The organism is Xanthomonas arboricola, from assembly GCF_003353015.1.
Taxonomy (GTDB): domain Bacteria; phylum Pseudomonadota; class Gammaproteobacteria; order Xanthomonadales; family Xanthomonadaceae; genus Xanthomonas; species Xanthomonas arboricola_E.
This window is the reverse complement of record NZ_QREM01000009.1, coordinates 65,667-78,489: the sequence shown is the minus strand read 5'-3', so window position 1 is coordinate 78,489 and position 12,823 is coordinate 65,667. Positions and strand designations below refer to the sequence as shown.

Here is a 12,823-nt window from a genome sequence, read left to right as displayed (position 1 = left end):
GCGGTTGTAGACAACGTCATGGGCGCACCTGGCGCGCCAGCACGCGGCGTGCATGCCGCAACGCGATGCGCTCGTAGCACAGGTGATAGAGCACGCCGAGCAGCAGCGCGGCGCTGACGCTGAGCAACAGGTTCACCGGCCAGGTGGCCAGCGGCCCCATCCGCCGCGTGGTGCGTGCCACCAGCGACATCAGCGGCATATGCACCAGGTAGATCGCATACGACGCATTGCCGAGCAACAGCAGCAGCGGGCCGATACGCAGCCAGCCGCGCCATTCCGCGCGCACCAGGACGACCACTGCGCCGGCGATCGCCAGGCCGAGCAGCGGCGAATGCACGCGTTGCATGCCATCGAGCACGAAGCACGCCGATGCCACGACCGCCACTGCAGCGCCGATCCACGGCGTCCATGCCGGAGCGCTCGATACCGCGCGTGCCGCCAGCATGCCGAACACGAACTCCAGCGTGATGGGATGCAGCAACAACGCCCGCCAGGACACCTCCACCGGCTGCGCGAACGGCGCGCCAAGCGCCGCGTACAGCAGCGTCGCGCCGGCCCAGAGCAGCGCGCAGCGCAGCGGATGCCCGCTACGGAAGAACAGCCACGCCAGCGCGTAGAACATCAGCTCGTAAGCCAGCGTCCACGCCACGCCCAACGCGGACTGCCCATCGACCGGCAGCAGGGTCAGCGTGGCAAACCATGACCACCCCGTGTCGCCATCATCCAGGCTGGGCCGCAGCGTATAGGCCAGCGCCAGCGCAATGCCGACCGGCCAGTACGGCAGGTAGATGCGGCTGATGCGGCTGCTGGCGTAATCACGGCTCCAGCCCGGCGTGTCCGCACTGGCATGGTTGACGTGGTAGATGATGAAGCCCGACAGCACGAAGAAGAAATCCACGCCCAGATAGCCGTGCGCCAGCGCCGCGGCCAGCCATGCCGGTAACGGCTGTACCAGGTGCGCGGTGGGCAGCACGCTATGGCTGAGCACCACCATCGTGGCGGCCAGCGCACGCCCGGCCTGCAGGACGCCGATGGTGGGACGGGCAGGCAGCGCGGCCATCGGCTGCGGCATCGGCGCATGGAAGCAGGCCGCTGCCTGCGTGCTCAGGCCGCCAGTTCCGCAGCGTCGGCAAAGACGCTGGCCTGCTCGGCACGCAGGCGATCGATCAGGCGGTTGGCCGGCAACTGCACGTCGTCGTAGGTCAGCACCTGGTCCTTGGGTACCGCGTGGCGGAGCACGCAGCCTTCGGCCACGCCCATCGGCAGCAGCCGTGCGTTTGCAGTGACATCGGCGCGCTCGCACTGGCCGTAGCTCATGTAGCCGCCGAGCCCGTCGATGGTTTCGCCGATGGCCAGGTCGCGCTTGGCGGTGGCAATCACTTCCACCAGCGGCGCGCCCAGCGGTTGCAGCACTGCATCGCCCAGCAGCACCACCCGCGCCACCGACAGCGGCACCTCGAAGTGGCACAGGTGGTAGGGCGTGTAGAAGCTGTACAGCGGGCCTTCGCCGAGTTTGTAGAGATTGAGGTAATGCTGCTGCCTGGCGTCGTCGTGGCTGGCCAGCACGAACACGCCGGGCGAGGGCAGGGCGCCGACCACGTAATCCACCGCGCCGCCCACCGCACGCAAGGCCTCGATGTCGTAGCGCCGGGTCAGTTCGTCGACATGTGCGCGATGCTCGTGGCCGGTCATGCCGCGCTGCAGGATCGACATGCCGGTGCCATTGGCCACGATCGCCTGCTCGAAGCTGATCTTGGTGCCGTCGGCAAAACTGGTGACCATATGCGGGTCCTGGCCCCACTTCGCTGCGAAACCGGCCTGGGTCGCCGGGGTGCGATACGGGTCCTGCAGGCCCTTGATGTTGCCGCACAGCAGCGGCGTCAGGCCGATCGAACGCACGAACCGGTAGAGGTTCATCTGCACGCCGGGCTGGTCGCCATCGCAGGCGCTGAAGATCACCCCGGCCGCATCGGCCTTGCGCTTGAGCAGCGGGCCGACGGTGCCGTCGAGTTCGGCATTCATCGTCACCATGTGGCGGCCGTGGGCGATGGCGCCCAGGCTGATGCGCGCGCCGTAGTCGATGGCGCCGGTGGCATCGATCAGGCAATCCAGCGCATTGCACTCGTACAGCAATGCCGGATCGTCGGTCACGGCGGGGATGCCGGCAGCGATCTGGTGCTTCAATTCGCTGGCGCCATCGGCCACACGCGCGTGCTGGCCGGCCTGGCGGTAGGCCTCCAGCGCCTTGTCCACGCTGCGGTTGCAGATCGCCGACACCCGCATGCCCGGCACCGAGTGCGCGATCTGGTTGACGATGCCGCGTGCCATGAAGCCGGCGCCATACAGGCCAACACGCAATGGGCGGCCTTCGGCGGCACGGGCCTGCAACAGACGATCGATATTCATGCGCGCTCCCGCGGGGTGAGTCCGGCAAGGGTGGGGATGCCGTGTTGGTGTGCGTTGAAGTCCGGCCAGGTGGCATCCTTGTCGGACACCAGCTGTGGTTCGAGCGGCCACTGCACGCCCAGGCGCGGATCGTTCCAGCGCAAGCCGCGCTCGGCCTGCGGCGTGTACAGCGCACTGGCGAAATACAACGCCTCGGTCTGCGGCTGCAGGGTGATGAAGCCATGCGCAAAACCACGCGGCACATACAGCGCCAGGCGATTGTCGGCCGTCAATTCGGTGCCGTACCACTGCAGATAGCTGGGCGAATCCGGGCGCAGGTCCACGATCGCGTCCCATAACGCTCCACGGATGCAGCGCACGATCTTGACCTCGGCGGCGGGCGGCAACTGGTAATGCATGCCGCGCAGGGTGCCGGCCTGCACATTGAACGAGTTGTTGACCTGCACGAACTGATCGACCAGGCCGGCCTGCGCCATCTCCTGGGTGCAGAACACGCGTGCGAACCAGCCGCGGTCATCGCCACGCTGCTGCGGCTCGATCACGAACGCACCTGCCAGCGGGGTGGGGTGGAAGATCATGCCGCCACCCGCAGATCCGGTGCCAGGACGCCCGTGTCGACCAGCTGCTGCAGGATGCGCAGACGAATGAAATCCGAGCGCTGGCGGAAGTCGCCATCGTTGAACCCGGCGCGCTGCAGGTCGTCGCGCAGCTCGGTGATGGTGGAGCGCAGGGTTTCCTGCGGCTGATGTTCCGGCGCCAGGCGTTCGAACAGGGAGAAGTCCACGCGATAGGAGCGGTTGTCGCTCGGTGCGTTGGTGGAGATTGCAACGTGCGCACTGGGGATCGCCACGCCGACCGCGTGGGCCAGATCGCGGATCTGCACGTTCCAGCGCTCCGAGCCGGCATTGACGAACAGGAACTGTCCGCCGGCCGCGGGCGTACGGCTCACTGCCCAGTCGATGGCGCGCGCCATGTCGCGCACATGGATCAATGGCCGCCAGGGCGAGCCATCGGACAACACCTCCACGGTGCCGTTGGCCACCGCGCTGGCGACGAAATCGTTGAGCACCAGATCCAGCCGCAGGCGCGGCGAGGCACCGCAGGCGGTGGCAAAGCGCAGGCAGGTGATCACCATGTCGGTGTCCAGCTGTGCGAGCGCACGCTCGGTGTCGACCTTGGAATGCGCATACGCGGTCAGCGGAGCGATGGCGCTGGTTTCCGACCGTGGCGTGCCATCGGCGGCGGCGCCATACACGCTGCAGCTGGAGGCGAACACGAAGTGCCCCACGCCGGCCTGCGCGGCCGCCTGCGCCACCGCCACGCTGGCGCGGCAGTTGATCGCATCGGTGACCAGCTCGAAACGCTTGCCCATCGCATCGTTGGAGATCGCCGCCAGGTGCACCACCGCGTCGAAGCCCTGCAGTTGCTGCGCAGTGAGATCGCGCACGTCGCCGAACCATTGCTGGTCCAGCACCACTTCCGGCAGGCGGCGTGGGTCGGACAGGCAGTGCGCGAACCAGCCGCGGTCCAGCCCCACCAACCAGGCCTGCGGATAGCGCTGCCGCAACTGCGCGGCCACGACCGGGCCGATGTAGCCCATGTTGCCGGTGATCAGAATACGCATGCTGTTACTCCCACACGCGCCAGGGCGCGCGATTGGACGACCAGAGGGTTTCGAGATGATTGCGGTCGCGTAGCGTGTCCATCGGCTGCCAGAAGCCGTCGTGGCGATACACGCTCAGTTCGTCGCGATCGACCAGCGTTTCCAGCGGGCTGTTCTCCCACACGGTGGCATCGCCCTCGATCACATCGATCACGCGCGGGTCCAGCACGAAGAAGCCGCCGTTGATCAGGCCATCGCCATCCAGCGGTTTCTCGCGGAATCCGGTGACCTGCTCGCCTTCCACACGCAGGGCGCCGAAGCGGCCGGGCGGTTGCACGGCAGTGACCGTGGCCATGCGGCCTTCGCGCTGGTGCAGCGCGATGGCGGCGGTGATGTCCACATCGGCCACGCCATCGCCATAGGTCATGCAGAACGCCACCTCGTCGCGCAGATGCTCGCGCACGCGGCGCAACCGGCCACCGGTCATGGTCTGTGCGCCGGTATCGACCAGCGTCACGCGCCAGGGTTCGGCGCGGGTGTTGTGCAAGGTGGTGGTGTTGCTGCCGAGGTCGCAGGTGACGTCGGATTCGCGCATGTGGTAATTCATGAAGAAATCCTTGATCACCTCGCCGCGGTAGCCCAGGCAGACGATGAAATCCTGGATGCCGTGATGCGCATAGATCTTCATGATGTGCCAGAGGATCGGCTTGCCGCCGATTTCCACCATGGGCTTGGGGCGGATGGCGGTTTCTTCGGAGATGCGCGTGCCCAGGCCGCCCGCCAGAATGACTGCTTTCATTGCTGATCCTTGAACTGACGCGCCGCTGGTCGCGGCGCAGTGCGATGAAGTGCTAGGCGGTCATGCTCAGCACGATCGCCGGCGGGCAGGCAGCCTGCTCGGCCATCGTGGCCAGGTTGTCGAGCACGGCAAGGCGCTCGGCCATCAGTGGCGGGCGCGGCAACTGCAGCGTCTGCAGGATCTGCGCCCACCGGTGCGCCCAGTCGTGCCGTCGCAGGCACTGCACGGCGTTGTGCAGGCGGGCACGCTCCAGGCGATCGGTCTGCTGCTCCAGCTCGCGCAGGAAGAGACCGATCTCGCCGCCATCGGCCGGCAGCTCGATCACTGCATCGTCCCAATCGAAGTACTGTGCAAATTCCGGGCAGGCCTGCGCGGAGCCGAGAATCACCGCGCCACCGGCAGCGCCTTCGAAGTAGCGCGTTGCCAATGCCTGTTTTTTCACGCCCTTGAAGACTCCCTGGGTGTCGACCACGAAGTCGTGCGCCATGAAGAACTTGGCGCGCTTGATCATGGCTGCCGATTGCAGCCGATGCGCTGCCCAGTCCTGCACTGCGCCACCGCGCAGCACATCGTGCAGATAGAAGAAATCGGGGTTGGCCTGCGCATGCGCCAGCAACTGTGCGTGCACCTGCGGCATGCGCCGGCCGATGCTGACCACGTCGATGCAGCGCTGCGGCGGCCGCGGCAACGGCGTTGCCAGCAAGGTGTCGCAGGCGCTGGCCAGAAACGACACCGGCGTGCTGGTGTAGCCCCGCAGCGCGTCCACGCAGCTGGCATTGAGCACGAACACATGGTCGAAGTGGTCCAGCAGTTTCAACTCGGCCTTCTGCGATTCCAGCAATTCCGGCCAGGTTTCCAGCAGATAGACCGCGCGGGTACGGCAGCGCTCGCGCCATCCCTTGATGCGCCCGAGCGTGCTCAATTCCCTGGGAAACTGGCACACGTAGAAGAACAGGTCGTGGTCCTGTTCGACGATCCGGGGCTGCGCGTTGGAGCGCGCCGCTTGCCCACCCAGCCGCTGCAGTGCAGAGGCGCCACGATGTCTGAGCTCGTTGAACAGATACGACACGCCGGGATTGACGCCGCGCCCGCGGGTGTAATCGGCGGCCGGTGGACACAGCAACTGCGCGTGTTCCAGGCTGCGGACCACGTTGAGCAACGCATATGCCTGCCCATTGAAGGCCTCTGGCCATGCCTCGTAATTGGAGGCAAGCAGGACCGAACGCGTTGCGTCCATTCGACTTCCTTCGATGACTGCAGCTTCGGACCGGACGCGACGGTTCGCGCCCGGGTGGGGGGAAGGAGGCACACCGCAGACGCAGGAAAACGCCTGTTGGCGTTGAAAAGGTGATCTACGTCATGTCCCAGGGTCGAATATAGGACTGGATTGTGAGAAAAAAGTGATGACGATCACGACAAGCCTGCGCGTTCTAGTGTGCGCATAGACTGATCGTTCCCTCGTGCGAGAACGGCCATGCAAGACGTCGAGTGCATCGTGATCGGTGCCGGAGTGGTGGGGCTGGCGATCGCGCGCGAGCTGGCGATGCGGGGGCACGAGGTGCTGGTGCTGGAATCCGAAGCCAGCATCGGCACCGGAACCAGCGCACGCAATAGCGAGGTGATCCATGCAGGGCTCTACTATCCGGCCGGTTCCTTGAAAGCGCAGCTGTGCATCACCGGCAACGCGTTGCTGTATGCGTACTGCCAGCAGCGCCACGTGCCGCACCGGCGCTGCGGCAAGTTGATCATCGCCTGCGATCACGCACAGCGCGACCAGCTCGAGCAGCTGCACCGCCGTGCCACCGCCAGCGGCGCGCACGGCTTGCTGCCGCTCGATGCGGCGCACATGCAGGCGCGCGAACCGGCGTTGCGCTGCGTGGCGGCGCTGGAGTCCACCAGCACCGGCATCATCGACAGCCATGCGCTGATGCTGGCATTGCAGGGCGATGCCGAAGCGCATGGCGCCACCGTGGCGCTGCGTGCGCGCGTCACGCAGGTCCAGCCATTGGCGCAGGGCTTGCGCGTGAGCGTCGCAGGTCAGTCCACGACCAAGCTTGGCTGCGCGTGGCTGGTCAACGCGGCCGGTCACGGTGCACCGCCGCTGGCTGCGCGGATCGATCGCCTGCCGGCGCATGCACAGGTGCGCGGCTATTTCGCCAAGGGCAGCTACTTCACCCTGGCAGGGCGCTCGCCGTTCCAGCAGTTGATCTATCCCATGCCCGAACCTGGCGGCCTGGGTGTGCATCTCACGCTGGATCTGCGCGGGCGTGCGCGCTTCGGCCCCGACGTGGAGTGGGTCGCGCAGCCCGACTACCACTGCGAGCCGGCGCATGCCGCGCGGTTTGCCGCAGCGATCCGGCGTTACTGGCCTGGCTTGCCGGACGGCGCGTTGCAGCCCGGCTATTGCGGTGTGCGCCCGAAGATCAGCGGACCTGGCGAGGCGGCGGCCGATTTCCGTATCGACGGTCCGTCCATGCACGGCATTGCCGGTCTGGTGAACCTGTTCGGGATCGAGTCGCCCGGTTTGACCTGCTGCCTGAGCATCGCCCGGCATGTGGCCGCACTGCTGGCTGCCGGGCGCAGCGCGGCAGCGCTGTCGCTGTGACATTGCCTGCGTCTTGCGCCTGGCCTGGGTTGCCCGATGCACCCTTCCCGCCAGGACATCGATCGATCCGACGATGCTGCATGCCTGGATGTCGCCGGCAGCGGCGCGCGTGGGCCGCGCGTGCGACCGCATTGGTAGCGCTATCGGTCAGTCGCGCGCGCAGCGCCGGCCGGCGCTTGATCGGGAGTGCAAGATTTGCACAGCGAGCGCAGCTGTTTTTTCCTGCATCGTGCGGCGTGCCACCGGCTCGCCTGGGTTTGCGGGTTGGCACGATAGTTGCGTTACCCCTCCTACCAGTGGCGTGATCGACGCATCGAGAGGAGGCACAGTGGAAGACGGACAGAGCAGTACTCGTAGCCGGCGCGGTTTTGCCGCATTGGATCCTGAAAAGCGCCGTGTGCTGGCCAGCAGCGGCGGCAAGGCCGCGCATGCCAGTGGCAACGCGCACGAATTCACCAGCGACGAAGCACGCGAAGCTGGCCGCAAAGGCGGGCAGGCCGTGAGCCGCGATCGCGATCATATGTCGCGGATCGGCAGCAAGGGGGGACGTTCCAAGCAAGCCAAACCTCAGGAAGAGGCCGTCTAGGCAAGAGTGCGGCGCGCCTGCGGCGCACCGTTCTTGCTGCAGCGGACTGCAGGCCCCGCACGCCAGGTGCGGGGCCTGCATCGTTTTTGCGGTGATGACCGCAGTGCCACGGGCAGGGAATGAACAATCGATTGCAGCCCGATGCGCCCGTTCGCCACCTGTGCGCTGCCCGGCGCGGTCGGCAGCTGACGGAGCGGTTGATGTGCAACGCATCGCCGGGCACCGGAAGTTTTTTCACTCGCCTGCATGCGCGCGCCATCGATTGCAGGGAAATATTTCGCGATTGGGCGATGCGCTGGCGCGGGTGAATGCAGGATTTGCATCCGCCGCAGCCTTTGCACAATCGTATGCCACAACCGGACTCGGCCTTGCAGGCAGTTCCATCGGCGCTCCTGTCACCGCATGGACCGGCCAGCGCGCAGCGCTTACCCTGGCCGTCCTTCAATGGACGGCACCGGTAATGACTGAACGCATGGCGTATTCGATCGGCATCCCACGACAGCCCTGGGGCGAGGCAGAGCGTGCCGCTTGGCGGAAACGCCAGGTGCGCCGGCGCAGCCATGCCACCGACGTGGTGCAGGCGATCGACGCGCTGGATGCCGGCTACCAACGCGTGCAGTACGGAACGATCCAGGCAGCGTCCGAGCAGTATCCGTTGCTTGCGCTGCGCAGCGCCGGGTGGGACAGCGCATTGCCCTGCGCCCTGGTGACCGGTGGCGTGCATGGCTACGAAACCAGTGGCGTGCAGGGCGCGCTGCAGTTCCTGCAGCAACGCGCCGCAGCCTACGCGGGCAAGCTCAATCTGCTGGTAGCGCCTTGTGTCAATCCGTGGGGCTACGAGCGGGTCCAGCGCTGGAATGCCGATGCCATCGACCCGAATCGAGCGTTCGGCCAGGACAGCCCGGCAGCCGAGGCGGCCGCATTGATGCAGCTGGTCGCCGCAGCGGCCGGGACGATGCTGGTGCATATCGATCTGCATGAAACCACCGACAGCGACGAGAGCGAATTCCGGCCGGCCCTGGCCGCACGTGACGGCGTCGATTTCGTGCCTGGCAGCATTCCTGATGGCTTCTACCTGGTGGGCGACAGCGAAGATCCGCAACCGCAGTTTCAGCAGGCGATCATTGCCGCCGTCGCCGAGGTCACGCATATCGCACCTGCGGACGCGAACGGGCAGATCATCGGCGCAGCGGTGGTCGCGCCTGGCGTGATCAATTACCCGGTGCGGCGCCTGGGTTTATGCGCGGGCATCACCGACGCACGTTATCGCACCACCACCGAGGTGTATCCGGACAGCCCGCACGCGACGCCTGCCCAATGCAACGCCGCGCAGGTGGCCGCCATTTGCGCGGCGCTGGATTACGCGCTCGCACACCGCTGAGCGCAGGGTCTGCGCAGGCATCGCAGCGGTGATCGCGGCGATGCCGGGCCTGCGCAATGCTGGCTGCGGACGACGCGTTTTCACTCCACCCGTGGCTAGACTGTGCGGGTCTTCTTCATTTGCATGGACGACCGAATGACTCACGATGCGATAAACGGTGCACGCAGACGCCTGCTGGGCGGCGCGATGGGAATGGCCATCAGCGGCGGCGTGCTGGCCCGGCAACCCGACACGGAGAACACGATGGCGCAGCACACGCAGTGGCAGGATGGCAGTTGGCTCAATCGGCCGCGGACCGTTGAAATCAGCGGCGGCACGCTGGACGTGGTCACCGACAAGGCCACCGATTTCTGGCGCAGGACGCATTACGGATTTACCCGCGACAGCGGGCATTTTCTCGGCCTTACCGCCGCAGCGCGCTTCACCGCACAGCTGCGGGTGCGCGCGCAGTACGAGTCGCTCTACGACCAGGCCGGCATCATGGTGCGCGTGGACGAGCAGCACTGGGTCAAGGCAGGCATCGAATTGAGCGATGGCCGCGCGATGCTCAGCAGCGTCTTGACCAACCCGGTTTCGGATTGGGCGACCGGCCCCTACGAGGCCGACCCCAAGGATTTCTGGATCCGCGCCACCGTTGCCGACGGCGTGCTGCGCCTGCAGGTATCGGCCGATGGCCAGACCTGGCCGCTGGTGCGGCTCTGTCCGTTTCCTGTCGCCGACGCATATCAGGTGGGGCCGATGTGCTGCACGCCGGAGCGCGCCGGGCTGAAGGTGCGTTTTTCCGACTGGACACTGGGCCCGCCGCTGGGCAAGGACTTGCACGATCTGAGTTGATCGCCGCGTGGCACGCAGGATGTGCGCTGCGTTGCCAGTCTCAGTGCAGGAGGCCGGTGCGGTACTGCGCGCATCGATCACGGCGGAGGCGCGCGCATGGCGCGCCTCGAACGGACCGCATCATGGCAAGCGCTGCTGGGCCAACGCGTTTGCCACATAGGCGGCGACCAGCTCGGCCTCCATCGGCCGCGCCAGCAGATAGCCCTGCGCTTCATCGCATCCCCAACTGCGCAGCAGCGCGATTTCCTCGGCGTGCTCGATGCCCTCGGCCACGGTGCGGTATCCCAGCGCACTGGCCAGGCGAACCACGGCCTCGGCGCGCATCTGCATGCCGGCCTTGGTGGCGATGCCGGTCACCAGTGAACGGTCGAGCTTGAGCACGTTGACCGGCAGCTCGGTGAGGTAACCGAAGTTGCTGTAGCCGGTGCCGAAGTCGTCGATGGCCACACTGACGCCGGCATCGCGCAGGGCGCGCAGCCGCGGCACCGCTTCCACATTGCTGCGCAGCCAGCGGCCCTCGGTGATTTCCAGTTCGATCCGCTGGGTGGGAATGGCCAGCTCCCTGCAGCGATGGATGACGTCCGCAGCGAGGTTGAGGTTGCCGAAATCGCGCGAGGACAGATTGATGGACAGGGAAAAATCCAGCCCCTGCGCCCGCCAGCTGGCCAATTGCACCAATGCGTTCTCGATCACCCAGTTGGTGACGGTGCACATCAGGGCGGTCTTTTCGAACAACGGGATGAATTCGTCCGGGCCGATCGGGCCGAGGCTGGCATGTCGCCAGCGCAACAGCGCCTCGAAGCCGGTCACCGACAGGTCCTCGAGATTGATCCGGGGCTGGAAGACCAGGCGGAAATCGCCGGCCTCCAGGGCCTTCTCCGCATCCAGCGCCAATCGGTACGAACGCTGGATGGCATCGTCGTGGGATGCGCTGTACCAACACACGATGGCGTGGTTGCTGATCGCATCGCCCAGCGCCACCAGCCCCTTGCGCATGACATCGTTGGTGTCCGGCTGCTGCGGTGCAAAGCGCACCACGCCGGCATGGAAGGTCAGTGACATCGGCACGCCGGCCGCATCCACGGGCTGATGCAGCATATCCCTCAGATCGAGCAGCAGGTCTTCCATCTCGTCGGGCGCGGAGTTCAACAGAAAGAATGCAAACCGCATCGGTGCCACGTGATACACGGTCGCCTTGCCGCGCAATGCGCGGGTCAGCACATAGCTGGCATGGCGGATCAGTTCTTCCAGCGGCTGCATGCCCAGCGCCTGACGCGCTTCGTTGGCCGCCTGGGTGTCGTAGACCTCGATGAAGGCGGCGATGGTCGGAACGCAGTGGCTGCCGAAGGCGAGGGCATCCAGGTCCGACTGCAGTTGGCGTGCATTGAGCAGGCCGCTGTGCGGTTCGCGCCGCCCGGCGCCGAATTGCAGTTCCAGCTGCGCCGCTGCCACGTTGGCGAACATCGACAGCTGCTGGTGTTCCTGGCTGGCCAGGCGACGCTCGCGCGTGTCGATCACGCACAGGGTGCCGGACACGCCGGTCTGTGGCGCCCCCACCGGGATGCAGGCGATGAATCGCGCCGGCAGGCCCGGGAAGGCCGCGTCGCCGAGCTGGATCGGAGCGAGTGCGGCCGGTTCGATCAGCTCCCGCACGCCGTTGTTCGCGGCAGATGCTGCATGCCGGCACAGTTCGATGGCTTGCTCGACATGCTCGGGACTGATGCCGCGCGCCGCCAGCACGCGCACGCGCCCGCCCTCGATGATGGTCAGCGCAGCCGCAGGCGCAACCAGTGCATGACACAGCAGGCGCGCGATCTGATCGAGCGGCTCCATGCCACCGAGGTCGATTGGCACACCTGACCAGTCGGAGTGTTGCTGCTGCCGTTTGGTATCCAAAGCGAGCGTCATGTCGTCAGGTTCCGTGTTGAAGATCACACACTGCATGGCTACTAGAAACAAACCGGGGTCATCGACAGGTGACGACCGACTGCCGATAAAACGTTTCTGAATAATCCAGCATGTCCCGTTAAACCCGTCGCCGGTGATCGAGCGCGACAATAAACCGGACCCGCCGGACGGTCGCACACAAATACCGTATTCGGTGACCGGCGTCGACAGCCGGCGGTGGTCTTAATGGTGAAGGCGAACTCATTAATGTGCCGGCCGCTCCATGCCGATGAGAAAAAGCCTTCTGCGCTGCAACATTGCAAATCGAAAGTGCGGTCAAAATGGCTCGGTTCGCTAGCATCGAAATCGCCGGACCAGATTGCCCTGAATAATCCGGGCTCATCCGATTATCTCCACCCTGAAGCCGGCAAGCTCTCTGCTTGCCCCGCCATGCCTGCCACGCATGGGCTGCGGTCCCGTCTGCATGACGTGGCGGGCCCCTGTGGCGATCACGAGCAAACCAGTCGACAGTTTTGACGTGTGTCATGGAGAGTTTTTCGGTTAGTGATATTAATCACGGTTTCAGGCATGGCGATTTTTCTATTAATCTCCCAATATTATCGCCATGCAATGGTATTAAACGTACTCATCCATAACGGGTGCGGATTGACCGCGGAATAAGCTGCTTTAAACCGGCTCGACAGTAAATCAACTTTCTGCTG

11 protein-coding genes are annotated in these 12,823 nt (G+C 65.7%); 4 read left to right on the top strand and 7 right to left on the bottom strand.

Translation table 11 applies throughout. The features are described 5' to 3' along the window. Positions 1–16 precede the first annotated feature (16 nt). From C0541_RS10975 to C0541_RS10950, 6 genes are read right to left on the bottom strand one after another with little or no spacing between them, the layout of a single operon-like run. Positions 17–1,072: an acyltransferase family protein gene (locus C0541_RS10975; RefSeq protein WP_238601309.1), complete on the bottom strand. Its 1,056-nt coding sequence runs from the start codon at positions 1,070–1,072 to the stop codon at positions 17–19. A 32-nt stretch (positions 1,073–1,104) separates the two neighbouring features. Then, on the bottom strand, positions 1,105–2,406 hold the full coding sequence (locus tag C0541_RS10970; protein ID WP_115048314.1) for an NAD(P)H-dependent oxidoreductase: 1,302 nt from the start codon (positions 2,404–2,406) through the stop codon (positions 1,105–1,107). Next, the gene (gene rfbC / locus C0541_RS10965) at positions 2,403–2,984 is read right to left on the bottom strand and encodes a dTDP-4-dehydrorhamnose 3,5-epimerase (RefSeq protein ID WP_115048312.1); all 582 of its coding nucleotides are present in this window, start codon (positions 2,982–2,984) and stop codon (positions 2,403–2,405) included. Before rfbC ends, C0541_RS10970 begins: the two co-directional genes overlap by 4 nt. Beyond that, positions 2,981–4,030, bottom strand: a complete 1,050-nt coding sequence (locus C0541_RS10960) for an NAD-dependent epimerase/dehydratase family protein (RefSeq protein WP_115048310.1) — start codon at positions 4,028–4,030, stop codon at positions 2,981–2,983. The genes rfbC and C0541_RS10960 overlap by 4 nt, the downstream gene beginning before the upstream one ends. Positions 4,031–4,034: 4 nt before the next feature. Beyond that, on the bottom strand, positions 4,035–4,808 hold the full coding sequence (gene rfbF, locus C0541_RS10955; RefSeq protein WP_115048308.1) for a glucose-1-phosphate cytidylyltransferase: 774 nt from the start codon (positions 4,806–4,808) through the stop codon (positions 4,035–4,037). Positions 4,809–4,860: 52 nt separating this feature from the next. Next, a complete protein-coding gene (locus C0541_RS10950; RefSeq protein ID WP_115048306.1) occupies positions 4,861–6,045 on the bottom strand; it encodes a glycosyltransferase in 1,185 nt (394 codons plus the stop codon). Between the two features lie 237 nt (positions 6,046–6,282). Here C0541_RS10950 and C0541_RS10945 point away from each other — a divergent pair, with 237 nt between their 5' ends. The 4 genes from C0541_RS10945 (at position 6,283) to C0541_RS10930 (ending at position 10,214) form a co-directional block, all read left to right on the top strand. After that, positions 6,283–7,413: an NAD(P)/FAD-dependent oxidoreductase gene (locus tag C0541_RS10945; RefSeq protein ID WP_115048304.1), complete on the top strand. Its 1,131-nt coding sequence runs from the start codon at positions 6,283–6,285 to the stop codon at positions 7,411–7,413. 328 nt (positions 7,414–7,741) lie between these two features. Then, a complete protein-coding gene (locus C0541_RS10940; RefSeq protein ID WP_024940389.1) occupies positions 7,742–7,999 on the top strand; it encodes a KGG domain-containing protein in 258 nt (85 codons plus the stop codon). Between the two features lie 460 nt (positions 8,000–8,459). Beyond that, positions 8,460–9,380 (top strand): M14 family metallopeptidase, encoded by a 921-nt coding sequence (locus tag C0541_RS10935; protein ID WP_115048302.1) that lies wholly within the window; start codon positions 8,460–8,462, stop codon positions 9,378–9,380. A 135-nt stretch (positions 9,381–9,515) separates the two neighbouring features. Continuing rightward, positions 9,516–10,214, top strand: a complete 699-nt coding sequence (locus tag C0541_RS10930) for a DUF1349 domain-containing protein (RefSeq protein ID WP_115048300.1) — start codon at positions 9,516–9,518, stop codon at positions 10,212–10,214. A gap of 120 nt (positions 10,215–10,334) precedes the next feature. Here C0541_RS10930 and C0541_RS10925 read toward each other — a convergent pair whose 3' ends face one another. Next, positions 10,335–12,149 (bottom strand): EAL domain-containing protein, encoded by a 1,815-nt coding sequence (locus C0541_RS10925; protein WP_115050244.1) that lies wholly within the window; start codon positions 12,147–12,149, stop codon positions 10,335–10,337. Positions 12,150–12,823: the final 674 nt, after the last annotated feature.

Coding starts and splice junctions, on each gene's coding strand:
- C0541_RS10975 (WP_238601309.1), bottom strand. CDS start 1,072: ATGCCGCAGCCGATGGCCGCGCTGCCTGCCCGTCCCACCATCGGCGTC.
- C0541_RS10970 (WP_115048314.1), bottom strand. CDS start 2,406: ATGAATATCGATCGTCTGTTGCAGGCCCGTGCCGCCGAAGGCCGCCCA.
- rfbC (WP_115048312.1), bottom strand. CDS start 2,984: ATGATCTTCCACCCCACCCCGCTGGCAGGTGCGTTCGTGATCGAGCCG.
- C0541_RS10960 (WP_115048310.1), bottom strand. CDS start 4,030: ATGCGTATTCTGATCACCGGCAACATGGGCTACATCGGCCCGGTCGTG.
- rfbF (WP_115048308.1), bottom strand. CDS start 4,808: ATGAAAGCAGTCATTCTGGCGGGCGGCCTGGGCACGCGCATCTCCGAA.
- C0541_RS10950 (WP_115048306.1), bottom strand. CDS start 6,045: ATGGACGCAACGCGTTCGGTCCTGCTTGCCTCCAATTACGAGGCATGG.
- C0541_RS10945 (WP_115048304.1), top strand. CDS start 6,283: ATGCAAGACGTCGAGTGCATCGTGATCGGTGCCGGAGTGGTGGGGCTG.
- C0541_RS10935 (WP_115048302.1), top strand. CDS start 8,460: ATGACTGAACGCATGGCGTATTCGATCGGCATCCCACGACAGCCCTGG.
- C0541_RS10930 (WP_115048300.1), top strand. CDS start 9,516: ATGACTCACGATGCGATAAACGGTGCACGCAGACGCCTGCTGGGCGGC.